This window comes from Pseudomonas fluorescens, assembly GCF_900215245.1.
Classification (GTDB): domain Bacteria; phylum Pseudomonadota; class Gammaproteobacteria; order Pseudomonadales; family Pseudomonadaceae; genus Aquipseudomonas; species Aquipseudomonas fluorescens.
Map to the genome: position 1 here is coordinate 3,496,859 of NZ_LT907842.1, position 24,497 is coordinate 3,521,355.

Genomic DNA, 24,497 nt, shown 5'->3' on the forward strand with positions numbered 1-24,497 from the left:
CCATGACGCAACCAACGCTAACCCGCAGCTGGGTGGACTCCGCCAACGGTCACCGTGATTTCCCGTTGCAGAACCTGCCGTTGGGCGTGTTCAGCATCAACGGTTCGGCACCGCGTAGCGGTGTGGCGATTGGCGATTCGATTCTTGACCTGCACGCTGCTTTGGACGCGTTCGACGGCGAAGCCCGCCGTGCCGTTGAAGCCACCGCCGGCGGCCAGTTGAACGCCTTTTTCGAGCTGGGCCGTGGCCCGCGCGTGGCCTTGCGCGAGCAACTGCTGGCGCTGCTCGCGCAAGGCAGCAAGCTGCAAACCCGTGAAGCGCAGGTGCTGCACCGCGCAGCAGACTGCCAGATGCACCTGCCGGCGAAAATCAACGATTACACCGACTTCTACGTGGGTATCGAACACGCGCAAAACGTCGGCAAACTGTTCCGTCCCGACAACCCATTGCTGCCGAACTACAAGTACGTGCCAATCGGTTATCACGGCCGTGCCTCGACCATTCGCCCCTCAGGCACGGAGGTACGCCGGCCTAAAGGCCAGACGCTGCCCGCCGGCCAGACCGAGCCAACCTTCGGCCCCTGCGCACGCCTGGATTACGAATTGGAGCTGGGCATCTGGATTGGCCAGGGCAATGCCATGGGCGACTCGATTGCGGTTGGTGACGCCGCCGAACATATCGCCGGTTTCTGCCTGCTCAACGACTGGTCGGCGCGCGATATCCAGGCCTGGGAATATCAGCCACTGGGCCCGTTCCTGTCCAAGAGCTTTATCACCAGCATCTCGCCGTGGGTGGTGACGGCCGAAGCGCTGGCGCCGTTCCGCAAAGCCCAACCGGCACGCCCCGACGGCGACCCGCAACCGCTGCCGTACCTGCTGGACACGCGTGACCAGGCGGCAGGCGGCTTTGACATCGAGCTGGAGGTGCTGCTGACCACCGCCTCAATGCGCGAGCAACACCTGCCGGCCCATCGCCTGACGCTGAGTAACACCCAGCACATGTACTGGACCGTGGCGCAAATGGTTGCACACCACAGCGTCAACGGCTGCCAGTTGCAGGCCGGTGACCTGTTCGGCTCGGGCACCTTGTCCGGCCCGCAGCCGGGGCAGTTCGGCAGCCTGCTGGAAATCACCGAAGGCGGCAAAAAGCCGATTGAACTGGCGTCGGGCGAGGTGCGTAAATTCCTCGAGGACGGTGACGAAATCATCCTGCGCGCCCGTTGCAGCCGTGAAGGGTTTGCCTCCATCGGCTTCGGCGAATGCCGTGGCACGGTGGTCGCGGCGCGCTAAGAGGGCAGGGCGATGGAACTCTATACCTACTACCGCTCTACGTCGTCGTACCGGGTGCGTATTGCCTTGGCACTCAAGGGGTTGGACTACAGCGCCGTACCGGTCAACCTGCTGGTGCCGGCCGGCGGCGCCAATCGCCAACCGGCGTACCTGGCGATCAACCCGCAAGGCCGAGTGCCGGCGTTGCGTACCGACAAGGGCGAGCTGTTGATTCAGTCGCCCGCGATCATCGAGTACCTGGACGAACGTTATCCACAGGCGCCGCTGCTTTCCAAAGACCTCGCGACCCGTGCCCATGAGCGCGCGGTGGCGTCGATCATCGGCTGCGATATTCACCCGTTGCACAACTCCAGCACCCAGAACCTGCTGCGCCAGTGGGGGCATGACGAGGCGCAATTGCTGGCGTGGATCGGCCACTGGATCAGCCAGGGCCTGGGTGCAGTCGAGCAGTTGATTGGCGATAAAGGCTTTTGCTTTGGCGAGCAGCCGGGGATGGCGGATGCGTTTCTGATTCCGCAGCTGTATGCGGCCGAACGCTTCAAGGTGCCGTTGGCGGCGTACCCACGCATTGGGCGTGTGGCGGCGTTGGCGGCGCAGCATCCGGCGTTTGTGCAGGCGCATCCGGCTAATCAACCGGATACCCCAGAAGCATCCTGAATCAATGTAGGCGCTAGCTCGCGAATGCGTCGGATCAGTCGAAACATTTGTCGCTGACACATCGCTTTCGCGAGCAAGCCCGCTGCCACATTTTGATCGGCGACATCCTCATAAAAATAACAGGTACCTTGCGATGCACAATCAGATTGCCAGCTTTCGCGCGGCACTCGACGCCCGTCCGGTGTCGCGCTATCAGTGGTTGATTCTCCTGTTGCTGGCGTTGCTGCTGGTAACCGATGGCTACGACGCGCAGGTGCTGGGCTATGTGGTACCCGCATTGGCCAAGGATTGGGGCCTGGAAAAAGCGGCATTCGGCCCGGTATTCAGTGCCAACCTGCTGGGCCTGACCCTGGGCTCGTTGCTGGTGACGCCACTGGCTGACCGCTTTGGTGTGCGGCGCATCCTGCTCGGCTGTGTACTGATCTACGCCAGCCTCACGGTGTTGATGGTGTTTGCCAACTCCCTGACCACGCTGATGGCCGCACGGTTTATCTGCGGTATTGGCATGGGCGGCGCAATGCCGAGTGCCATGGCGTTGATGTCGGAATATTCGCCGCCGCGGATGCGCACCTTGATGGTGACCCTGGCCGCGTGCGGTTTCTCGTTCGGCGGCGCGGCGGGTGGTTTCGTGGCCGCAGGGTTTATCGATGGCTTCGGTTGGCAGGCGGTATTCCTGGCGGGCGGTGTGACGCCATTGCTGCTGTTTCCTTTTCTGATGTGGCGGTTGCCGGAATCCCTGCCGCGCCTGCTGCGGGATGCGCCGCCGTATGTGCGCTTGCGCAAAGTCACGGCACGCATGCTGCCCGACTGGCAACCGCCGTTGGCGAGCGACGCCGAAAACCTTCAGGAGCAGGGCAGCAAACTCACGGTGGTCGAGTTGTTCCGAAAGGGTTACGCGCGCCCGACGGTGTTGCTCTGGGCGACCTTTTTCGTCAGCCTGATCCTGCTGTATTTCATGATCAGCTGGCTGCCGTCGTTGTTACTGGAAAGTGGCCTGGCGCTGAACGAAGCCAACCTGGTGACCTCGATGTTCCTGTTCGCCGGCACCTTGGGCGCCATCGGCATGGCCTGGTTCGCCGACCGCCTGAAAAGCAAGGTACGGCTGCTGTCCGGCGTATTGGCAGCGGCGGCGGTATGCACCCTGTTGCTGGGCCTGAACCACGACAATCCGCGCTATCTGGTGGCCTGTGTGTTCGCCGCCGGGTTTTGCATCATCGGTGGGCAACTGACCCTCAATGCCTTCGCCAGTAACTTCTACCCGGCGCACGTGCGCGCCACCGGCACTGGCTGGGCGTTGGGCGTGGGGCGATTCGGGTCAATCCTGGGGCCGCTGTTTGGCAGCATGTTGCTGGCGATGCATATTCCGGTGCAGCAGATTTTCTTCTTCTGTGCGATTCCAGCGGTGATTGCGGCGCTGTTGATCATTCAAGTGCGCTCGCCGGGCGCTGCGAAGCCAAAGAGCCCCCTGCACAGTGACATTCTCAAAGCCCCGGCCAATCACTGATCGGCCGATTGATGCGGTGAGTCAATGCACCACTGAGTTGGGCGGCAGGTGCCCCAGCCGCTCCGTCAGGCGCAGGCGCTGGATCGGGTCCTCGCTGAGCAGCAGGGCGTGTTCCAGGTCAAAACGTTCGGCACTCGGGCAGTCCAGACGCTGGTACAAACTGGCCCGCGCGAGGTAGTCGGCGGCGCTGGCATTGCCCAGTTCCAGCACGCGTTCGGCGTCGACCAGCGCGGCCAGCGGGTTGTCATTGGAGAGGTGCAGTTGGCGCAGGTTGCGTGACAACCGTTGCAGGATCGAACGCGGCTCGGCGGTGTGCAGGTGGTCGGCCTGCAACTTGAGGTTCGGCCCGTACTGGCGATGCAGCAATTCACGGCAGTCATTCGGGTACAGGCGCCGCCCGCCGCAGGGGTCCAGCAGGTGATCGGCGCCGGGCACCCGCAGCAGAAAGTGGCCTGGGAAGTTCACGCCCACCATGGGGATATTCAGGCGCCGCGCCAACTCAAGTGCGATCAGGCCCATGGCCAGGGGTTGTCCGCGTTTGCGTTGCAATACCTTGTCGAGCAGGGCGGCCGCCGGGCGCAGCGGGGTAAAGTCATCCTGAGCGAAGCCCAAGTCATTCATGCGCCGTAGCAGCGGCTGGCCGAGTTCATCCGCCGGCAACATGGGCATGCCAACGCTGACCTGTTGCTGCAACACGATGAGGTCTTGCAGGATCTGCACGGGCTGCACGGCGCAGTCGTGTTCGGCAGCAATCCACAGCGCCGCTTCAAACAGCGCAGGGGGTGAACGGTCCAGGCAGGCGAAAAAGGCTGTGCGGGGATTCATTGCGTTCTCCGGCGGATGCCCCGTTTTAGCCTTGCTGAGAATTTTCGTCCAGTGACTTAAGCAATAACCCACCTGCTTATGTCGCAGATCCCACGAAATCCGGCGGCTTATTCCAGCGCACTTCGGCAGTTTTCTACCGCAAGCCTATACTTGGGCCTCTACCAGAAGTGATTCGGGAGCTCGACGATGTTTGCGCTTATGCACAGCACCCGCCTTGAGTCGCTGCACCTGAGTGTCGACGCGGTCACCGGGCTGAAGGCGGTCATCGCCATTCACAACAGCCGCTTGGGGCCGGCCTTGGGCGGTTGCCGTTATCTCGCGTACCCCGACGATGAAAGTGCCGTGGCGGATGCCGCGCGTCTGGCCCAAGGCATGAGCTACAAAGCCGCCCTGGCCGGCCTGCAGGTGGGCGGCGGGACGGCGGTGATCATCCGTCCCGTGCACGTGGAAAGCCGCGCCGCCTTGTTTGAAGCATTTGGCCGTTGCATTGAAAAACTCGATGGCCGCTTCATTACTTCGATCGACAGCGGCACGTCAGTGGCCGACATGGACTGCATCGCCCAGCACACACGCTTCGTCACCAGCACCACCGCCGCCGGCGACCCCGCGCCCCATGCGGCCATGGGCGTGTTCACCGGCATCCGCGCCGCGGCCATGGCCCGCCTGGGCAGCGACAACCTCGAAGGCTTGCGCGTCGCGGTGCAAGGCCTGGGCAATGTCGGTTACGCGCTGGCCGAACAACTGCATGCCGCGGGAGCCGAATTGCTGGTGAGCGACATTGACCACGGCAAAGTGCAACTCGCCATGGAGCAACTCGGCGCGCACCCAATCGCCAACGACGCCTTACTCAGCACGCCCTGCGACATCCTCGCCCCTTGTGGCCTCGGTGCGGTGTTCAATCGGCACAGCGTCGGCCAATTGCGGTGCGCCGCCGTGGCCGGTTCTGCCAGCGCGCAACTGACCACCCTGGACGTCGCCGACCAGTTGGAAGGGCGCGGCATCCTCTACGCCCCGGACTACGTGATCAACTCAGGCGGCCTGATCTACGTTGCCCTCAAACACGGCGGTGCCGAGCTGGCGGACATTACCGCGCACTTGTCGAACATCGGTACGCGCCTCACCGAAATCTTCGCCCACGCCCAGGCCGAAAAACGCTCCCCCGCACGGGTGGCGGATGAGTTGGCCGAGCGCCTGCTGTACAAATAGGCCAGGCATTAAAAAGGCCCTGAATCATTGATTCAGGGCCTGTTCAATTCGGGCTTTATTCCGCCGTCGGGTTCAGCAACTCGGACAAAGCGTCCGGTTGGCTCTTGAACGCCTTGGCAAATACATCGCGGTTCTTCGCCATGTAGATCCCGGCTTCTTCCACCTGCTGCTCGCTCAGGGACGGCACGGCTTTTTGCAACACTTCTGCCAGCAACTCAGCGAGTTCAAGCATCTTGTCATGACGGTCAGCTTCGGCTTTATCCATGAACAAACGCTCCAGATCTCGGCTGCTGCGGTATACCACTTCGACGGCCATTCACCACCTCACATGCCTTCACGATAGTTGTCTTTTGCGACTACTGTATTTATATACAGCTAAAAGAGTAAGCCAAACCCTGAGGTTTGGGTAGCAGTTTTTTAATGTAGCCCGTAAATACAGGTTTGGCGTGCCTCATGTCACGCCGCCATCATCTTATACGTGCCTCTGGCCTTTTTTCTGCATGCAGAACAACCGTCACGTCCAACCCGCACTATCCGGTCGAGCCGACCTAAGGAAGTATCATCGTGAAAATCAACTGGGCCGAAAAGCTGCGTCAGCAAGTCCATGGGCTGGCCGAGTCGCTGGGCAATCTGTTCGTCGAGACGTTCCATTACCTGGCGCTGTTCGCCATTGGTGCGGTGACCGCCTGGGCAGCGGTGATGGAGTTTCTGGGGATGCTGGAGACCGGGCACATCAAGATCGATGACATCTTGCTGCTGTTCATCTACCTGGAATTGGGCGCGATGGTCGGGATTTACTTCAAGACCAACCACATGCCGGTGCGCTTCCTGATCTACGTGGCGATCACTGCGCTGACGCGCCTGCTGATCTCCAATGTGTCGCACCACAACCCGCCTGACATCGGCATCATCTACCTGTGTGGCGGCATTCTGCTGTTGGCGTTTTCGATTCTGGTGGTGCGCTACGCGTCGTCGGCATTTCCGTCGGTGAAGGTTGAAGGCCCGCGCCGCAAGGGCGAAGCGAGCCTGGAAACCGAGAAGGGCGAGCTTTAAAGCCCGACGCTGAAGGGCAAGGTGCGGGCGGGCGGGCGCTGCAGGAGTTTGTGGCTGTCGCCGTCCGTCATCACCGTGAGGATTTCCATGGCGCTGTGGCCCTGCTCGATGGCGATGCCGAACTGAATACTTTGCACCAGCCGTTTGAGCCGCTGCGGGTCGTTGCGTTGTTCGGCGCTGATCATGCGTTTGGCCACCACGCCGTCCTCATTCGAGAGGGTCAGCATGATGCTGCCATCCAGCCGTTGGATGCTCAGGTTGACGCGGTAGTTGGGGGTGAAGGTGTCGGTGATGATCTGAAAAGGATTGTCCATGGTGCGTTACCGCCTGATAAGAACATGCAGTCATTGACGACCGGTGTCAGGATTAGTTCGCGTTGCCTGACCATCGGCCACTCCGTCGCTGAGGTTTCACAAAGTCCGTTTGCCTCATGAGCTCTACAGCAAGGCGCGTGCCGTAAAGCAATCGATCCCCAGTGACCTGCCAATGTGGGAGGGGGCTTGCTCCCGATAGCGGAGTATCAGCCAATAAATGCTCGGCTGAAGGACCGCCATCGGGAGCAAGCCCCCTCCCATATTTGTATTGAGTCGTTCTTCAGGTCGGTGGGCTATTTCAGGGCAATACCGAAAAAACGATCGCAGACAGCGCAATCAGCCCGATCACCACCACAAACACATTCGACACTTGGCCCGAGTACTGGCGCAGCGATGGCACGCGGCGAATCGCGTACATCGGCATCAGGAACAGCAGGCACGCGATGATCGGCCCGCCCATGGTCTCGATCATCCCCAGGATGCTTGGGTTGAAGGTCGCCACGGCCCAGCAGGTCAGCACCATGAACAGTGCGGTGCAGCGTTCCAGCCCTTTGGGCGACATCGAGCGATTACGCCCGCGCAAGGATTTGACGATCAGCCCCTGGAAGCCTTCGCTGGCGCCGATGTAGTGGCCAAGGAAGGATTTGGTAATGGCCACCAGCGCGATCAACGGCGCGGCGTAGGCGATTACCGGCGTCTGGAAGTGGTTGGCCAGGTACGACAGGATCGAAATGTTCTGCGCCTTGGCGGCAGCCAAGTCAGCTGGCGACAGGGCCAGCACGCAACTGAAGCAGAAGAACATCACGGTCAACACCATCATGCCGTGGGCAGTGGCGAGGATGCCGCTGCTTTTGCGCTCGGCCTGGGCGCCATACACGCGCTTCTGGTCCACCGCGAACGCGGAGATGATCGGTGAGTGGTTGAAGGAAAACACCATCACCGGGATCGCCAGCCACAGGGTTTTGAAGAACAGCGGCCACGGCATGCCCTCGCTGGCCGAGGCGAAGAATGCACCGTTCCAGTTGGGGATCAGGCTCACGGCCAGCAATAGCAGGGCGGCGACGAACGGGTACACCAGCACGCTCATGGCCTTGACGATCACGCCCTGGCCGCAGCGCACGATGGCCATCAGACCGAGGATCAACACCAGCGACAGGATCGCCCGGGGCGGTGGGGCCATGTGCAGCTGGTGTTCCATGACACTGCTCAGGGTGTTGGTCAGCGCCACGCTGTACACCAGCAGGATCGGGAAGATGGCGAAGAAGTAGAGCAGGGTGATCAGCTTGCCGGCGCCGACGCCGAAGTGTTCTTCGACCACGTCGGTGATGTCGCCGGATTTGCCTGACAATACAAAACGCGTCAGCCCACGATGAGCAAAGAAGGTCATCGGAAAGGCCAGCAACGCCAGCACGATCAGCGGCCAGAAGCCGCCGACGCCGGCATTGATTGGCAGGAACAAGGTGCCTGCGCCGATGGCGGTGCCGTACAGGCCCAGCATCCAGGTGGTGTCGTGTTTGGTCCAGCCGGTTGTTGCGGTGGTCTGTGAAACAGGCTGTTCAGCAGCAGGTGTACGTACATCGGTCATCGGTATTGCCTCGTTATTATTTTTGCGCGGGCTCACGTATGGGGCGGGTCAAAGTGCTCCGATCAGCACTCCACCCAGCTGACCGCCAGGCCGCCCCGTGAAGTTTCTTTGTATTTGTCATGCATATCGGCGCCGGTATCGCGCATGGTGCGGATCACCCGGTCGAGGGAAATGAAGTGTTTACCGTCACCGCGCAGGGCCATTTGTGTGGCATTGATGGCTTTGACGGCCGCGATGGCGTTGCGCTCGATGCACGGCACTTGCACGAGGCCACCGACCGGGTCGCAGGTCAGGCCGAGGTTGTGTTCCAGGCCGATTTCGGCGGCGTTTTCCAGTTGTTCCGGGGTGGCGCCGAGGATGTCAGCCAGGCCGGCGGCGGCCATGGCGCAGGCGGAACCCACCTCGCCCTGGCAACCGACTTCGGCGCCGGAGATTGAGGCGTTCTTCTTGCACAGGATGCCGACGGCGGCCGCAGCGAGGAAGAAATTGACGACATCATCGTCAGACGCGTCCGCGTTGAACTTCATGTAGTAATGCAGCACGGCCGGAATGATCCCCGCCGCGCCATTGGTCGGCGCAGTGACCATCCGCCCGCCGGCCGCATTTTCTTCGTTGACGGCGAGGGCGAACAGGTTGACCCATTCCATGGCCGACAAGGTCGAGGTGATGACATTGGGTTTGCCGATTTCCAACAGGCTGCGGTGCAATTTCGCCGCACGGCGCGGCACATCCAGGCCGCCTGGCAAGATGCCTTCATCGCGCAGGCCTTGCTCCACGCATTCGCGCATCACTGACCAGATGTGCAGCAGCCCGCTGCGGATGTCTGCATCGCTGCGCCATGCGCGCTCGTTGGCCATCATCAATTCCGACACCCGCAGGCCGTGCTTGTTGCACAGGGCCAGCAGTTCGACGGCACTGGAAAAGTCGTAAGGCAATTCCACATCGCTGGTCGGCGCAATGCCCGAGGCCGCTTCAGCCGCTTCGATGATGAAACCGCCACCTACCGAGTAATAGGTTTGTTCGCTCAGCAGGCCGCTGTCGCCGTGGGCATGCAGGGACATGGCATTGGGGTGGTAGGGCAGGCTTTCGTCCAGCAGTAGCAGATCTGTGTGCCAATTAAAGGCAATGTCCTGTTTGCCCGCGAGCAATAAACGGCCGGACTCGCGCACTTGCTGGATACGCGTGTTGATCGAGGTCGGGTCGACCTTGTCTGGCCATTCGCCCATCAGGCCCATCACGCAGGCGCGGTCGGTGGCATGGCCGATGCCAGTGGCGGACAGCGAGCCGTACAGACGCACTTCGACACGGCGTGTGTCGTTCAGCAAATGTTGGTCGGTAAGGGCTTGGGCGAAGGTCGCCGCCGCGCGCATAGGGCCGACGGTATGCGAGCTGGAAGGGCCGATGCCCACCTTGAATAGATCGAAAACACTGATAGCCATGCTAAAGCCTTACAAGCAATGGAGTAGAAATCGCTGCCATGTTTTGTAGGACGAGCGGAATTGGCGCGATACTGGGCCTCTGGATCGGCACTGACCAACGAATTATCCTAAGACACCCTTTAGCAGGACTAAACCCTATGGCCCGGCCCCTTCATGGCCAGACGTATGTCTGGCTGCACGTGTTTTCCTGTGCTGCGCGGCATCTGTCGTTCACCCGCTGCGCCGAAGAACTGCACATCACGCCGGGGGCGGTGAGCCAACAAATTCGCCAGTTGGAGGAGCGTCTGGGCTTTCGGTTGTTCCATCGGCGCGCGCGCGGGGTGGAACTGAGTGCCGAAGGGCAGCGGTTGGCGGCGACGGTGGGGGAGGCCTACGGCAGCATCGATGCTGAATTGCAGCGCTTGGACGCAGGGATGATCAGCGGCACCTTGCGCTTGCGTTCTATTCCCTCGTTTCTCGGCAAGTGGCTGACTCCACGCTTGCCACGCCTGCAGCAACGGTTTCCGGATATCCAGCTGCGCATGGTCGCCGAAGACAGCAGCATCGCGCTGCACGAGGGCGACTTCGACCTGGCCATCGATTTGAACGACGGCAGCTACCCTGGCCTGTTATCCACAGCCCTGCTCGATGAGCAGATTTTCCCGGTGTGCGCGCCCAGCCTGTTGCGCGGCCGTCCGCCCTTGCATGGCCCGGCTGACCTGGTGCATTTCCCGCTGTTGCACGACATCACCGCCTGGCGTGGCAGTTATGAATACGCCGAGTGGGAGTTTTACCTGAACGCCATTGGCTACCACCAAGCCGACGTGCGGCGCGGGCACACCTTCAACCGCAACCACCTGACCATCGAGGCTGCCATCGCCGGCATGGGCGTGGCCATCGCGCGACGCACGTTGCTCAACGATGAGCTGGAGCGCGGCACCTTGATCGTGCCGTTTGGCCTGGCGGTGCCCAACCATAAACGCTACGTTTTGCTTTACGCGCCGGGCGCATTAAGCCATCCGGGCGTGCGCGCGGTGCATGACTGGCTGGTGGAGGAAGCGGGGATTTTTCGCGGATTGCACCCATTGGGGGAGGGGCAATTGTAAGGTTCGCTGGGCGTAAGAAGATGTAACTAACTCCCCACCCTAACAGCGTTTTTGCTCGTAGTCAGACTTAATTTGTAATGTGGGATTTATCTTTGCAAAGGGGTTGAAATGTTCTCCTGACTGCTCAATTGTGTAATCAAGAGGTCATGGTTTCACCACCCCGGTGTTGCAGTTTGTGACCTCTCGCGAGCTAGCTGAAATAAGGGAAGAACTATGCAAATCCAAGTCAATAGCGATAACCATATTGAAAGCAGCATCCGACTGGAGGAGTGGGTACGTACGACCATTGAGAGCACGCTCGAACATTATGAAGAACACCTGACCCGCGTCGAAGTCTACCTGCGCGATGAGAACGGCGATAAGCCCGGTCCTCATGATTTAAGCTGCCGTCTGGAAGCACGGCCAAAGGGCCATCAACCGCTGTCGGTCGCTCATAAGGCCGATACTCTGGAACAGGCAATCGACGGCGCAGCCGTCAAGCTGGAGCATGCGCTGGAACATCTGTTCGGCAAACTGCAAGGCAAGCCACGCGCTGCCGGGAAAAGCCAGCCGACCACCAAAGTGAATGAAGACGAGCTTGAACAGGAGTTTCTGGAAAAAGAACGTGCGGTCTTTAACAGCTGATAGCTGACGGTTCTTTCATCCCCACGAAAACGGGCCTGCAGTTGCAGGCCCGTTTTCGTTTATTGGGCGCGCCGGAAAAAATACCCGCTCAACGTCGCCAACCCGCAAGCGCCCAAACCCGCAAAGAGCATCGCCCAACCGACGCCGTGGCGCAGCGCAGCCTGCGCATCGGGGCGGGCCAGCGCCAACACGTCCAGCTTGCCCGCTGCAAGATGCTGGCTGATTTCTGGCCACTCCATTGCCGTGGTGTGGGGCAGCAGGCTTGCGAGGTGATGGCTGATTCCCAGCAACAGCACCAACCCCATCAGCGCGATATTGAGTGCCAGGGTTATCAACCGGGCACTGAGGTCGATGCCTGAGGCCATGCCCGCGCGGTCGGCTGACACTGAGCCGGTGGTGGTGTTGGTGGTGGGCGAGTTGGTCAGCGCCAACCCGACGCCGGCCATCGCGCAGCTGACAAGCACCCAGGCAATGCTCGGATGCTCGGCACCATTGGCCGCCGCCATGCTGATAAATCCTGCGCCCATCAAGCCCAGGCCCAAGGGAATGATGCGGTCTGCGCCGTAGCTCAAGGCCAGACGTTCGGCCAACGGTGGCACCAGCAACGTGGGCAGGGTGTAGGCGAGCAGCGCGCCGCCAGTGGTCATCGTGTCGTATCCCAGGCCGGCCTGGAAGTAGAGCGGCAGGTAGATCATGAATGGCCAGAAGCTGAAATTCATGCCGATCGAGCCCATCAGCGCGCCGTTGAAGCGCTGGATGCGGAACACCGAGAAGTCGAACATCGGGTGAGTACTACGCCGTTCAATCAGGATAAATAGCAGCAGCCCGCCCAGTGACAAGCCTGCCCAACCGAGCATGGCCGGTGCGCCGAAGCCGTTCTCGCTGCCTTGGGTGATGAAGTACACCAGCGCAAACACCGACAGCGTCAGGGTCAGCATGCCAGCAATGTCGAGACGATGGCCGGCCGGGTCGCGGGATTCCTCGACGCTGATGCGCAATAACACCAAGGTCAGCACGGTGAGCGGCCCATGCACGAGGAACACCCAGCGCCAGTCTGCTACGGCCAAGATCAACGCGCCCACCATCGGGCCGAAGCCCAGGCCCACGCCCGCGATCACCCCCCATATTGCGAAGGCCCGCGCCCGTGCCGCCGGTTCACGAAACTGGTGCGAAAGAATCGCGAACTGACAAATCATCATCGCCCCGGCACCCACGCCCTGGACAAAACGTGCGGTGATCAGCATGGACGCGTCGTTCGCCAGCCCACACGCCAACGAGGCCAACCCAAACAGCCACAAGCACAGCACCAGCATGCGTCGGCGCCCAAAGCGATCGGCCAATGTCCCCGCCGCCATCAACACGCTGGTGCAGGCCAGGGTGTAGGCATTCATGATCCATTGCGCGTCCTGAAAGCCGGTACCCAGCTGCTGCTCCAGGGTCGGCAGGATGACCGGCACGCTGGAGATTTCCAGACCGAACATCAGGGCTACGAGGCAGACGGCGGTGAGGGCGAGGCCATCTCTGGCCGTGCGCGGGGCGCTGACGACCGATACAGCGGTGGCGGGCGGCATGGGTGGTTCCTTTCGATTGGGTGAGAGCGCTATTCTCGCGGGAACAGGGTTCTTTATTTGTGATAACTTTTCCGTCAATAAGGGAATCAAGGGCGACAATAGACTCATGGCCACCCCGCGTTTTGATGGCGTTGAACTCTTCCTGCAAATTGTCGAGAGCGGCAACCTGACTGAAGCTGCCGAACGCCTGAACCTCACCCGTTCTGCGGTGGGCAAGGGTTTGGCGCGGTTGGAAGCCCGTTTGGGCACCTGCCTGTTGCAGCGCTCCACCCGCCGCCAGCGTCTGACCGAGGACGGGCAGGCCTACTATGAGCATTGCCTGCGTGCACTGGCAGAGTTGGAGGCCGCCGAATCGGTGCTCGAGAGTGGCCGCCAGCAACCGCGTGGACGGCTAAGGGCAAGCTTGCCGCTGGCCTTTGGTCACCACTATGCGGCGCCTGCTTTGTGGGGGTTGATGGACCGATACCCGCAATTGGAGATCGAGATTTCTTTTTCTGACCGGCTGACAGATCTGGCCCAGGAAGGTTTCGACGTTGCCGTGCGTATCGGCCCGCTCCCGGATACCGACCGCCTGAGTGCACGCCGCCTGGGTGAACAGTCCGTGGGCCTGGCCGCTTCGCCGGCCTACCTGCAGCGTGTCGGGCCGATAGAGCGTATCGAGGACCTCGCCGGTCACCGAGGCATTGCCTACCGTTGCGCTCATTCGCATCGCACCGGTGTGACCTCGCCTTTGGTGCTGGACGACCTCCAGGCCGTGGCCGATGCCGCCATCGCTGGCGTGGGCCTGGCCTGGTTGCCGAGTTGGTTGATTGCGCACTATGTGCTGCGTGGCCAACTGGAAGCGGTACTGCCCAGCTACCGCGACCAGCCTGCGCCGATCCATGTGATTTGGCCCACGGCCACGCACATGCCGGCCAAGACGCGCTGCGCCATCGACGCCCTGGTCGCGGCGACCCCCAGTTGCCTGGCGGGCAGTTAGAACGCGATGGAGGTTTGCACGTAGACGGTGCGCGGCTCGCCCACGTATTTGCCCTTGTTGTTGTCGTCGAACGAGCGGGTGAAATACTGCTTGTTGAAGATGTTTTTCACCCCGACGGCCACGTTCAAGTCCGACAGTTGTGGGCCAAAGTCATACGCCGCGCGGCTGCTGAACAGCATGTAGCCGGGGATGCGTCCGTTGGCGCCGTCGGCGGTCTCAGCCTGGGTATTGGCGTTGTCGGCGAACTGGCTGCTCTGGTAGCTGCTGTCGAGGTTGAGTTTCCAGCGGCCTTCGGTGTAACCCACGCCGAGCGTGCCTTTGTGCTTGGACGAAAAGGGGACGCGGTTGCCTTTGTTCGGGCCGTTTTCACGGATGGTCGCGTCCACATAGGCATAGGTGGCGTACACATCAAACCCTGCGAGCACCGGGCTCAAACCGTCGAGCGCGTAGTTGATGCTCGACTCGATGCCCTGATGACGCGTTTCACCGCGGGCGATCACCGAATCGTTGGTCTGGTTGCTGTCGTACTGGTTGTCGAAGTTAATCAGGAACGCACCGATTTCCGCACGCAAGGTGCCGTTGTCATAGCGCGTGCCGAGCTCCCAGGTACGGGCTTTTTCCGGTTTCACTTCGCCGCTGGTCACCCGGTTCGGCATTTGGCTGTACTGCACGCTGCCGAATGAGCCTTCGGTGTTGGCGTAGAGGTTCCAGTCTTCGGTGAGGTGGTAAAGCACATTCAGCGCCGGCAGTGCGGTGTTGTAATCGCCCTTGTACTTCACGTTCGTCAGGTTGTTGGTCTGCTGAGACTCGATCATCTCGTAGCGCACGCCCGGGGTGATGGTCCACTTGCCGATATCAATGCGGTCGTCGACGAAAAACGCGTTGGCCTCGGTGGCACCTCGCGTGTCGCGGTCATTGCGGCTGTTGGTGGTCGGCAACTGCTGGTTGGCGCTGATCGGCGTGCGGTAGCGCAATTCGTGGCCGGCTTCGTTGATGTAGCGGTAACCGACGCCCACTTCATGGCTGCTCGGGCCGATGTCGAAGCCTTGGGCGAAGCGGGTTTCCAGGCCGCGCACCCAATACTCGCGGGGTGACAGTGAGAGGAAGTTGCCCTGGTCCAGGTAGCCGTTACGCAGCGTGGTGGTAAAGAAGGTGTTGGCGGTGAATTCGCGGCGGTCTTGCTGGTAGCGGTAACCGGCGTTGAACATCGTACGGCGGCCCCAGAATTTGTCGTAGGGGCGCGTGGACTGATACGGATCAGCCTTGTAGTCCTTGACGTTCAAGCCACCGGGCATATCGGCCTGGCCCTCGTAGTACTGCGCCATGGCGTTGAAGCTGTTGGCGTCGTCCAGTTGGTATTTGCCCTTGAGGATCAGGTCGTCGATGCGCGTGTTGCTGTTTTCGCGCCAGTCACCGCCACGGGTGCCGGAGTACAGGATCGCGCCGCCCAGGCCATTGTCGGCGGTGCCGCCGGCCAGCAGGTTGCCGGTGGTTTTGAAACCATCGTGGCTGGAGGATGGGCTGGTCTCGGTCTGCAAGCCGCCTTTGACCGTCGGCGCATCCGGGATCGCGCGGGTCACGAAGTTGACGATGCCGCCGACGTTTTGCGGGCCGTAGCGCACCGCACCGCCGCCGCGTACCACGTCGACTGCGTCCATGTTGCCCATGCTGATCGGCGCGAAGGACAGCTGCGGTTGGCCATACGGTGCGAAGGGCACCGGGATGCCGTCCATCAGCACGGTGGAGCGCGAGGCCAGGCGCGGGTTGAGGCCGCGAATGCCGAAGTTCAGCGCCATGTCGTGGCTGCCGGTGCCGTTGTTTTCCGGGGCGTTGACGCCGGGGATGCGGTTGAGCACGTCACGGGCCTGGGTCGCGCCCTGGCGCTCGAATTCTTCACGGCGGATCACATCACGCGCACCGGGGTGTTCGAACACGTTGGTTTGCGCCGCGTCGCCGAGCCAGTCGCCGACCACGCTTGAGGTTTGCAGTTCGAGGGTTGCGGGGCCGTTGGCCGGTTGCAGGCTGTAGGCGTTATCACCTTCGGCACGGGCTTGCAGGCCGGTGCCCTCCAGCAGTTTGTGCAGGCCTTCGGCAGCGCTGTAATTGCCCGATAACCCACCGCTGTGCATGCCGGCGGTGACCTCGGAACCGAAAGAAATCAACACGCCAGCCTCACGCCCAAATTGATTCAGCGCTGCTTCCAGGGTCGCCGGGGCGATGTGATACGGCTTGGCATCGGCAGCCATCACCTGCGGCAGCACGGTAAGGCTCAGGCTGGCGCCCAGTAGGAGTTGGCGCAAGGTGCGGGCGAGAAGCGTCGGTTGCTGGGGCATGAAGAGCGGTCCTGAGAAGGAAAGATCAAGGTGGCTTTCCTTCTCTGTCACGCGAGGTGTGGAAATCGGCTCACTTGCGGGTAAAAAAGTGCTGAAATAATCTCAGGCGCGTGCTTCTACGGTCACCCAGTAGCGGGTAAAGCGCCGCACTTTGACCGGCAGGCTGACTTCCAGCAGGTCGAGGATGCGCTCGCTGTCGTCCAGCGGGTAACTGCCGGACAGCAGCAGGTTGGCCACTTGCGGGTCGCAATTAAGCTGGCCGCGACGATAGCGACCCAGCTCGGCAAGAAAGTCTTCCAGGCGCATGTGTGCGGCCACCAGCACGCCGTCGGCCCAGGCGCCGCTGTTGGTATCGGCCGCAAGCGGGGTGTCCCAGCCTTTGCGAGTGAAATTGACCTGGCGCGCGGTCTCGACGCTTAAAGGCAGGCCGCGATAACTGCTAGGCATTATGTCGACAGTGCCGTCAAAAACCGTCAGTTGGGTATGATCGTTGAACTGGCGCACATTCAGCCGTGCGGCCTGGCTGCTGAGCAAGCCCTGACCGGTGAGTACATGCAGCGGCGTATTGCCGGCGCGGGCTGTCAGCAGCATTTCGCCCTCAAGCAGGCGGATCAAGCGTTGGCTGCGATCAAAATGCACATCCACCGCGCTGCCGGTGTTGAGCTGCAACCGGCTGCCATCGGCCAATTGCACGTTGCGCCGCTGGCCGACGGGGCTGCGGTAGTCAGCGGTCAATGGCGGCAAAATATGCTGCTGGCGCAGGCCCCAGGCGGTGGCCGAGCCGGCACCGAGGACCAGCAGCAGCTTGAGGGCCTGGCGCCGGCTGCGGGATTGGGGCGCGCTCAACGCGGCATGCGCCAGCGGCGAGGGCATGCCGCGCAGGCGCTGGTTGACGCGCTGAATATGCTCCCACGCGCGTTGATGTTCGCTGTGGGCGTTCAGCCATTGTTGCCAGGCCGCTTGCTGGCGCGGGTTGAGCGCGCCTTGCTGCATTTCCAGCAACCAATGCACCGCCTGCTCGGCGACCTGAGTCGAAAAGTTCATAGGGCGAAGTAGCAGCGCATCGCCGCTTTATTCAGGTGGCGTTTGACCGTGGCGATAGAAATGCCCAGCTCGGCACCGATTTGTGCGTAGCTCAAGCCGTCGAGCTGGGCCAGCAGGAACGCACGTTTGACCAGGGTAGGCAGGCCGTCGAGCAATTGGTCCAGCTCCAGCAGGGTTTGCAGGATGATGGCGCGTTCTTCTTCCGAGGGCGCCACGTGTTCAGGGCTCTGCGCCAATGCCTCAAGGTAGGCGCGTTCCAGGTCCTGGCGGCGGTAGAAGTTGAACAACACGCGCTTGGCAACGGTGGTGAGGAAGGCACGAGGTTCGATCAGCGTTGGGGTTTCCCGTGCGCTGAGCACGCGGATGAACGTGTCCTGCGCCAGGTCGGCTGCGCTTTCCGGGCAGCCGAGCTTGCGTCGCAACCAGCCGGTGAGCCAGTGATGATGGTCGTTGTACAAAACTTCGACGGTATTGGACGGCTGCAACGCAATCACTCCACAAGCATGGGCATGCTTTAGAGAACAAGAATTGTTCGCATTGTAGGGTGCGTGACAAGGTTCGGCAATCGGCCAGCGCAGATCAATCATCCGTTCTCTTTTGCTTATGAGAATATTTATCATTAATATTGCGCACTGATGAACCTGGCGCCTCCGGCATGAAAAGCAAACGCTCACTTCCTGTTACCTACCGACTGGCTGTCACCTCGCGCGTGCTGGCAGCGGTGGTGGGCGGCTATTTGCTGGCGTCCCTGGCCAGCATCTGCCTGGCGCTGTGGATGCCAACGTCGCGTGCCGACGCCGTAATCACCGGGATGATGAGTTCGTTTGTGTTTTACCTGCTGGCGGTGCTCTGGTGTTTCGCCTGCCGTACGGCGTGGCGCGCCTGGTGTGGGGTGATGCTTCCCAGTGCACTATTTGCCACCCTGGCAGGCGTGGGTGTGTGGATGGCGCGCACATGAAAGAGGGCTTTCGCCAGGCCATGGCCTGGTTGCACACATGGGCGGGATTGATTTTTGGCTGGCTGCTGTTTGCGATTTTCCTGACCGGCACCTTGTCCTATTTCAAGGACGAAATTACCCACTGGATGCAGCCCGAAGTGCACGCCCACCCGCTGGACGATGCGCGCAGTCTCGCTGCCGCGCACACCTATTTGCAGCAACACGCGCCGACTGCCGCACGCTGGTTTATCACCTTGCCGGACAGCCGCGATCCGGGTCTGTCGGTGATGTGGCAAGACACACTCGACCCCGGCAAGCGCGGCAACTTTATCCGCAAGGTCCTCGACCCTGTCACCGGCCAACCCGTCCATGCCCGCGAAAGCATGGGCGGCGACTTCTTCTATCGATTCCACTTCCAACTGCAAATGCCTTACCCGTGGGGGCGTTGGCTGTCGACCATTGCCGCGATGGTGATGTTCGTCGCGTTGATCACCGGCATCATCACCCACAAGAAAATCTTCAAGGACTTCTTCACCTTCCGCCCACGCAAAGGCCAGCGTTCGTGGCTGGACGGGCATAACGCGGTAGGCGTGCTGGTGTTGCCGTTTCACTTGATGATCACCTACAGCAGCCTGGTGATATTTATGAACATGGTGATGCCAGCGCCTATCACTGCCTTCTACGGCAGCGACAGTCGCGGGTTTTTCAATGAAGTGTTCCCCGCGATCAACAATGCGCCAGCGCTTGGCCAGCCGGGCAAATTGCTGCCGTTGTGGCCGATGTATGAGCAGGCCCGCACGCAATGGGCGGGCGGCCATGTCGGTCGTTTGGTGGTGAATAACCCGAGTGATGTGAATGCCTCGGTCAATGTGGTCCGCGCTGGTACCGACAGTGTGGTGCAGGATTTCGGCAGCACCCTGTCTTTCAATGGCACCACTGGCCAGCTGTTGCGGGTGAGTGGCGAGCAGTCCCTGCCGGCGGCAATCAGCGGCAGTTTCTATGGCCTGCACATGGGCCATTTCGCTGGCCCGGTGCTGCGCTGGCTGTACTTCATCTGCGGCCTGGCGGGCACGGCGATGATCGGCACCGGCTTGGTCATATGGCTCGGCAAGCGTCAGCTCAAGCACGCTAAAAGCGCGGTGATGCCGTTTGAACTGCGGCTGGTGGAGGTGCTGAATATCGCCAGCATGTCCGGGCTGGTGCTCGCTGTCGCAGGGTTTTTCTGGGCCAACCGCTTGTTGCCGGTGAGCTTCGCCGAGCGCTCCGATTGGGAAATAAATAGCTTCTTTATTGCCTGGGGCCTGAGCCTGTTGCACGCCGTGCTGCGTCGAGGCCGCCAGGCTTGGGTTGAGCAATTGAGTCTCGGCGCGCTGCTGTTGGCGGCGGTTCCACTGCTTAACGCACTGACCACCGAGCAGCACTTGGGCGTGTCACTGGTCAGCGGCGACTGGGCCATGGCCGGCTTCGACCTGACCTGCCTGGGCAGCGGCGTGTTCCTCGCGTGGGCGGCCTGGAAGATGCACCACCGCAGCGCGCCGCAGCTCAAGGTCGAACGGGCACGTGGATTGACGCTCACGCAGGAGGCGAACTGAATGCTGCTCGCATTGCTGATGTGCTACGCCGGGTTTGCCGCGCTGTGCCTGTCCACCGATCGGCATCATGGCGAACTGCTGCACAGCAAGCCTTCGCGACCGCGACGCCTGACATTACGTACGGGCGGTGGTTTGCTGCTGCTGCTGTCGACGTGGCCGGCGGTGGCCACCTCGGGTTGGGCTCAAGGTTTGGTGGAGTGGTGCGCCGTGTTGATGCTCAGCGCACTGTTGCTGGTGTTGCTGTTGCCGTATCGGCCAAGGCTGGCCTTGAGCCTGGCGGGTGTCGGCCTGCTGGCCAGCCCGGTTGCTGCCTTCGCCCTGTGCTGAGCCTGCCATGATGATCAGCACGCCACCCGAATCCCAGGACCGCCCGCCTACCGATGCGGCCGGTGGGCGGGCGCATTTCCTGCAGGTGTTTTTATCCCAGCGCTCGCAAATGGAGGCGCTGGTCAGCCGACGCGTGGGTTGCCGTGCCACGGCGGCCGACCTGGTGCAAGACCTGTTCCTGCGCTTTTGGCGTCGACCGCTGGTGCAGGTCGAAGAGCTCAGCACCTACCTGTTGCGCTGCGCGGGCAACATCGCCATCGACCATTTGCGCAGTGAGGGCGCGCGCGTGCGCAGCAGCGAAGGCTGGTTGCCGGAACAACAGGGCAACCAGGGCTGCGAACCCCAGGCAGCCCTCGAAGCGGGCAATGACCTGCGCCACGTCGAAGCTGCCTTGCGCAGCTTGCCGGAGCGCACCCGGCAGATTTTCCTGCTTAACCGCATCCACGGCCGCAAATACTCGGAAATTGCCAAGGCCATGGGGCTGTCCCAAAGCGCCGTGGAAAAACATATGATGCGTGCCCTCGAAGCCTGCAAGGCCAGCCTTCGCGAACCACCGCAGCCACGCACGCCAGGGAAAGCACCGTGAACGTTACCCCTACGCCCGCCCAGGAGCAGGCCGCACTCGACTGGCTGAGCCTGTTGCACGACGAGCCCAGCAGTGGCGACCAGGCCACGTTCAGCCGCTGGTTGCGGGCCGATCCCGCCCATATCCAAGCCTATGCCCGGGCCCAGGTGCTGTGGGAATTGAGCGAGGTGCCCGCGCGCGCACTCGCGGACGAAGATGCCGTGGCGTTGCAGGGCTACCTCCATTCAATGAACCGCTCAAAACGCGTGCGTGTTGTGCGCGGCGCCGGTGCCTTGGCCATGGCCGCGTGTTTGCTGGTGATGCTGTCCCTGGGCGCGGGTTGGCAGCCATCGCGCTGGGTTGATGACTTCGGCGCCGACTACGTGACCGCGCCAGGCGAGGTCAAGACCGTGACCCTGGCCGATCAAACCCGAGTGACCCTGGATGCCGACAGCGCCATTGCCGTGGATTTCAGCCATGGCGAGCGGCACATCCAGTTGCGCCGTGGCGCGGGTTTTTTCAGCGTGACTCACACGGGTCAGCCTTTTGTGGTCGAGGCAGGCAGCGGCGAGGCGCGGGTCTTGGGCACGCAGTTCGAAGTGCGCCTGCAACCGGCCGGGGCCGAGGTGACGGTGCTGTCCGGCCGGGTCGGCGTAACGCCGTCCAGGCAAGCTCAGCAGCAAATCCTGACGGCCGGCCAGCAGGTGGCCTACGTCGAGGGTGTGGCCGATGTGCTGCACGCGGTCGACAGCGAATCGCGTCTGGCCTGGCGTGACGGTTGGCTCAATTACTACAAAGCACCGTTGGCCGACGTGGTTCAGGACCTTCGCCGTTACTACCCTGGGCGAATCCTTCTGCTCAACGATGAGATGGCCGCCAAGCGTATCAGCGGCAGTTTTCCGAGCAAGGACCCGGTGGCGGTTTTGAGTGCCTTGCAGGCGGTTCTGGGCTTTGAACAACACACTGTTTTAGGGCGCATGATCGTGTTGCGCTAGACACGATCGGTGGGTTCACCACCGCCATTTACAAAAAAAACGCCCCGCTAAAATTTCTTCCAGGCAGCTATAGGCCAGGTACCACGCTGTCTGCAGACCTTTCATTTAACCTTCATCGCAATGGCCCAAACCTGTCACCAAACCGTTACACGCGGCAAGGATGATCCCCGGATTCCTGAGCAGGTGGTCAGGAAGATTGGCGTCGCCGTTCACCCGGTTTTGACCGCCAGCACCTCCCTCCATAACAACAGATAGATGCACGTAAGGGATCTACTCGTGAAGATCAACACACTCTCTGCCCTGCTGTTCGCTTCGGGCCTAGGAAGTTTTGCGCCACTGGTTCTGGCAGACACCACGCAGGATGTCGGTTCGGTGGACGTCGCCGGTAAACAGAGCCTGGGCAACGGCCACATGATTCGCGAAGAAAGTGCCAAGGCGCGGTCGACGGTGACCAAGGAAGCCATGGACGAAATGTCGGGGACCGCCAACGCCATCGACAAACTCAAATACACGCCGGGCATCAACGTTTCCAGTGATGACGCCAGCGGCACCAGCGGCACCAACTTCACCATGCGGGGCATGAACTCCGACCAGATCGGGGTTTCCGTCGATGGCGTGCCGATCAACGACTCGGGCAACTACAGCGTCTATTCAAACCAGTTGGGCGACCCGGAAAACCTCGCCGAAGTATTCGCCACCCAAGGCTCTTCGGAAGCGGACGGCCCGCACATTGGCTCCAGCGGCGGCAACATCGGCATGATCACTCTGCGGCCGACCAAGGAGTCCGGGGTGTTCGCCAAACAGATCGTCGGCGCCAACGATTTGCGCAAGACATTCGTGCGGGTCAATACCGGCGATTTTGGTGGCCTCAAGACCTGGGTCTCGGCGTCTCACCTGGAAGGTGACAAGTGGCGCGGCAAAGGCACGCTGCGCAGCGACAAGGTCGAGTGGAGCAGCCTGTTTGAAGACGGCAGCGGCAACTCCACACTGGCCACGATCAAGTACAACAACCAGGAAAACTACAACTACAACACCCTGAGCAAGTCGCAATTCGAGACAGAAGGGCGCCGCAAGGACTACTCGGAAACCCCGGTTTACAAGTCGGGTCTGCTGTCGTCGTCCTACAAGCTCAACCGCAACCCGTTCGAAAGCGTCAACGCCACGCTCACTCAGCGCTGGCAGCTGCAGGACAACCTGTCGTTGACGGTCACGCCTTATTATTACTGGGCCAACGGCGGCAGTTTCAGCGGCCAGACCGCGTCGAACCTGGGGCCCAAGTCCGACAAGGCCGGCAACTACGACCTGAGTAACCTGAAATCGCTCAACTACTATCGCCCTTCGTGGACCGAAACCTGGCGCCCTGGCGTCACCGCCAAAATGAAATGGGACATCAACGAAGCACACAGCCTGGACTACGGCTATTGGTATGAACGTGCTCGTCAGCGCCAGACTCAGCCCTTTATCGGGATCAATGGCGAAGGCGCACCCGATGATGTGTGGGGTGACTACAACAGCGGCGGCCAGGTGGTCGACAAGAACGGCGCAACCGTACAGGGGCGTCATTACTACACCATCACCCCGGCTCAGAAGCTCTGGGTTCAGGACAGCTGGCAAGCCACGCCGGACCTGAGTTTTGTCGGTGGCGTCGCCTACCAGTACGTCGAGCGCGACGGCAACAATCTGGGCAGCCTGTACGACACGCCGGAAAAACGTAACACCCGCTACCACCAGTTCCTGCCGAACTTCAGCGCCAAGTACCAGGTCGACGAAAGCAACCAGGCGTTCTACAACGTCACCCGCAACATGCGCACGCCGCCAAACTATGTGCTGTACAACAAGGGCGACTCGGTCAGCCTGAAGCCTGAGTTGAGCTGGAACCAGGAACTGGGCTGGCGCTACACCGAAGACACCCTGGCGCTGAGCGCGACCTTGTTCTACATCAGCTTCAAGGATCGCCAGTTGTCGACCACCGACTTGAACGGTGACTACGCGGTGATCAACGTCGGCAAGGTCGACAACAAAGGCCTGGAGTTGGAATGGAGCGGCCTGTTGCCGCACAACTTCAACTACTACGCCTCCTACACCTACACCCAGTCTGAGCAGAAAGACAATCTGCTCAGCAAGAATGTGTTGCTGCCGACAGCGGGCAAGCAACTGGCCAACGTGCCGGAAAACATGTTCAACCTGGTGTTCGGCTATGACGACTCGCGTTTTTACGGCAACGTTGCGGGCAAATACGTCGGCAGTTTCTACGGCGATTTGACCAACGACGAAAAAATCTCCGGCCGTACCGTGTTTGACCTCAACGCCGGTATCTACTTGCCGGTCGACAAGAAAGTCATCAAGTCCGCGGCCCTGCGCTTCTCGATGCTTAACGTGTTCGACAAGGAATACTTGAGCTCGGCGCGCACCGTGTCGTTCAACTCGGCACCGGTAAACGGCCTGGCGCCGAGCACGGCGTATTACAACGTGGGTGAGGAGCGCACGGCGATGGTGTCGCTGGAAGCCAACTTCTAATTCAAGCTGGCGTTGAGCTGAATGTGGGAGCGGGCTTGCTCGCGAAAGCGGAGTGT

At 61.3% G+C, this 24,497-nt stretch carries 23 protein-coding genes; 14 read left to right on the forward strand and 9 right to left on the reverse strand.

Features of this window, described 5'->3' with window-relative positions; genetic code table 11:
* Positions 1–2 precede the first annotated feature (2 nt).
* The 3 genes from fahA to CPH89_RS16230 all read left to right on the forward strand — a co-directional run bounded on the left by fahA (position 3) and on the right by CPH89_RS16230 (position 3,450).
* Positions 3–1,289: a fumarylacetoacetase gene (fahA, locus tag CPH89_RS16220; protein WP_053254543.1), complete on the forward strand. Its 1,287-nt coding sequence runs from the start codon at positions 3–5 to the stop codon at positions 1,287–1,289.
* A 12-nt stretch (positions 1,290–1,301) separates the two neighbouring features.
* Positions 1,302–1,946: a maleylacetoacetate isomerase gene (maiA, locus tag CPH89_RS16225; protein WP_053254544.1), complete on the forward strand. Its 645-nt coding sequence runs from the start codon at positions 1,302–1,304 to the stop codon at positions 1,944–1,946.
* A gap of 133 nt (positions 1,947–2,079) precedes the next feature.
* Positions 2,080–3,450 carry an MFS transporter gene (locus CPH89_RS16230; protein ID WP_053254545.1) on the forward strand — a complete coding sequence of 457 codons (1,371 nt, stop codon included), beginning with the start codon at positions 2,080–2,082 and terminating at the stop codon, positions 3,448–3,450.
* 21 nt (positions 3,451–3,471) lie between these two features.
* On the opposite strand, the gene CPH89_RS16235 is transcribed toward CPH89_RS16230, so the two are convergent.
* A complete protein-coding gene (locus tag CPH89_RS16235) occupies positions 3,472–4,275 on the reverse strand; it encodes a SirB1 family protein (protein ID WP_053254546.1) in 804 nt (267 codons plus the stop codon).
* A 186-nt stretch (positions 4,276–4,461) separates the two neighbouring features.
* Here CPH89_RS16235 and CPH89_RS16240 point away from each other — a divergent pair, with 186 nt between their 5' ends.
* Positions 4,462–5,481, forward strand: coding sequence for a Glu/Leu/Phe/Val dehydrogenase family protein (locus CPH89_RS16240; protein WP_053254547.1), 1,020 nt, complete (start codon positions 4,462–4,464; stop codon positions 5,479–5,481).
* A gap of 55 nt (positions 5,482–5,536) precedes the next feature.
* Here the strand turns inward: CPH89_RS16240 and CPH89_RS16245 are convergent, their stop codons facing one another.
* Positions 5,537–5,797, reverse strand: coding sequence for a YebG family protein (locus tag CPH89_RS16245; RefSeq protein ID WP_016974596.1), 261 nt, complete (start codon positions 5,795–5,797; stop codon positions 5,537–5,539).
* A gap of 248 nt (positions 5,798–6,045) precedes the next feature.
* Between CPH89_RS16245 and CPH89_RS16250 the strand changes: the two genes are divergently transcribed.
* Positions 6,046–6,534: a phosphate-starvation-inducible protein PsiE gene (locus CPH89_RS16250; protein ID WP_017135172.1), complete on the forward strand. Its 489-nt coding sequence runs from the start codon at positions 6,046–6,048 to the stop codon at positions 6,532–6,534.
* Here CPH89_RS16250 and CPH89_RS16255 read toward each other — a convergent pair.
* The 3 genes from CPH89_RS16255 to CPH89_RS16265 form a co-directional block, all read right to left on the reverse strand.
* Entirely contained in the window at positions 6,531–6,848 is a 318-nt protein-coding gene (locus tag CPH89_RS16255; protein WP_053254548.1) for a DUF3509 domain-containing protein, read from the reverse strand. The genes CPH89_RS16250 and CPH89_RS16255 overlap by 4 nt on opposite strands.
* A gap of 298 nt (positions 6,849–7,146) precedes the next feature.
* The gene (locus CPH89_RS16260) at positions 7,147–8,433 is read right to left on the reverse strand and encodes a serine/threonine transporter (RefSeq protein ID WP_053254549.1); all 1,287 of its coding nucleotides are present in this window, start codon (positions 8,431–8,433) and stop codon (positions 7,147–7,149) included.
* Between the two features lie 62 nt (positions 8,434–8,495).
* A complete protein-coding gene (locus tag CPH89_RS16265) occupies positions 8,496–9,872 on the reverse strand; it encodes an L-serine ammonia-lyase (RefSeq protein ID WP_053254550.1) in 1,377 nt (458 codons plus the stop codon).
* Positions 9,873–10,009: 137 nt separating this feature from the next.
* Between CPH89_RS16265 and CPH89_RS16270 the strand changes: the two genes are divergently transcribed.
* Together CPH89_RS16270 and CPH89_RS16275 are read left to right on the forward strand one after the other, a co-directional pair.
* Positions 10,010–10,957, forward strand: coding sequence for a LysR substrate-binding domain-containing protein (locus CPH89_RS16270; RefSeq protein ID WP_053254551.1), 948 nt, complete (start codon positions 10,010–10,012; stop codon positions 10,955–10,957).
* Between the two features lie 213 nt (positions 10,958–11,170).
* Positions 11,171–11,581 (forward strand): HPF/RaiA family ribosome-associated protein, encoded by a 411-nt coding sequence (locus CPH89_RS16275; RefSeq protein WP_053254552.1) that lies wholly within the window; start codon positions 11,171–11,173, stop codon positions 11,579–11,581.
* Positions 11,582–11,640: 59 nt separating this feature from the next.
* Here the strand turns inward: CPH89_RS16275 and CPH89_RS16280 are convergent, their stop codons facing one another.
* A complete protein-coding gene (locus CPH89_RS16280) occupies positions 11,641–13,152 on the reverse strand; it encodes an MFS transporter (RefSeq protein WP_053254553.1) in 1,512 nt (503 codons plus the stop codon).
* A 106-nt stretch (positions 13,153–13,258) separates the two neighbouring features.
* On the opposite strand from CPH89_RS16280, the gene CPH89_RS16285 reads away from it, so the two are divergent.
* Positions 13,259–14,131, forward strand: a complete 873-nt coding sequence (locus tag CPH89_RS16285; RefSeq protein ID WP_053254554.1) for a LysR family transcriptional regulator — start codon at positions 13,259–13,261, stop codon at positions 14,129–14,131.
* Here CPH89_RS16285 and fecA read toward each other — a convergent pair.
* From fecA to CPH89_RS16300, 3 genes are all read right to left on the reverse strand, one after another.
* A complete protein-coding gene (gene fecA / locus CPH89_RS16290) occupies positions 14,128–16,464 on the reverse strand; it encodes a TonB-dependent Fe(3+) dicitrate receptor FecA (protein ID WP_053254555.1) in 2,337 nt (778 codons plus the stop codon). The two genes, CPH89_RS16285 and fecA, sit on opposite strands and share 4 nt — an antisense overlap.
* 102 nt (positions 16,465–16,566) lie before the next feature.
* Positions 16,567–17,508 carry a FecR domain-containing protein gene (locus CPH89_RS16295; protein WP_053254556.1) on the reverse strand — a complete coding sequence of 314 codons (942 nt, stop codon included), beginning with the start codon at positions 17,506–17,508 and terminating at the stop codon, positions 16,567–16,569.
* Positions 17,505–17,993: a sigma-70 family RNA polymerase sigma factor gene (locus CPH89_RS16300; RefSeq protein ID WP_053255344.1), complete on the reverse strand. Its 489-nt coding sequence runs from the start codon at positions 17,991–17,993 to the stop codon at positions 17,505–17,507. Before CPH89_RS16300 ends, CPH89_RS16295 begins: the two co-directional genes overlap by 4 nt.
* A 170-nt stretch (positions 17,994–18,163) precedes the next feature.
* On the opposite strand from CPH89_RS16300, the gene CPH89_RS16305 reads away from it, so the two are divergent.
* The 6 genes from CPH89_RS16305 (at position 18,164) to CPH89_RS16330 (ending at position 24,441) form a co-directional block, all read left to right on the forward strand.
* Positions 18,164–18,466, forward strand: a complete 303-nt coding sequence (locus CPH89_RS16305; RefSeq protein WP_053254557.1) for a DUF3649 domain-containing protein — start codon at positions 18,164–18,166, stop codon at positions 18,464–18,466.
* On the forward strand, positions 18,463–20,037 hold the full coding sequence (locus tag CPH89_RS16310; protein ID WP_053254558.1) for a PepSY-associated TM helix domain-containing protein: 1,575 nt from the start codon (positions 18,463–18,465) through the stop codon (positions 20,035–20,037). The genes CPH89_RS16305 and CPH89_RS16310 overlap by 4 nt, the downstream gene beginning before the upstream one ends.
* Complete coding sequence (locus CPH89_RS16315) at positions 20,038–20,364, forward strand: DUF3325 domain-containing protein (protein ID WP_053254559.1); 327 nt, start codon at positions 20,038–20,040, stop codon at positions 20,362–20,364.
* Positions 20,365–20,371: 7 nt separating this feature from the next.
* Positions 20,372–20,950, forward strand: coding sequence for an RNA polymerase sigma factor (locus CPH89_RS16320; RefSeq protein ID WP_053254560.1), 579 nt, complete (start codon positions 20,372–20,374; stop codon positions 20,948–20,950).
* A complete protein-coding gene (locus CPH89_RS16325; protein WP_053254561.1) occupies positions 20,947–21,924 on the forward strand; it encodes a FecR family protein in 978 nt (325 codons plus the stop codon). The genes CPH89_RS16320 and CPH89_RS16325 overlap by 4 nt, the downstream gene beginning before the upstream one ends.
* A gap of 276 nt (positions 21,925–22,200) precedes the next feature.
* Complete coding sequence (locus tag CPH89_RS16330) at positions 22,201–24,441, forward strand: TonB-dependent receptor (protein ID WP_053254562.1); 2,241 nt, start codon at positions 22,201–22,203, stop codon at positions 24,439–24,441.
* Positions 24,442–24,497 lie beyond the last annotated feature (56 nt).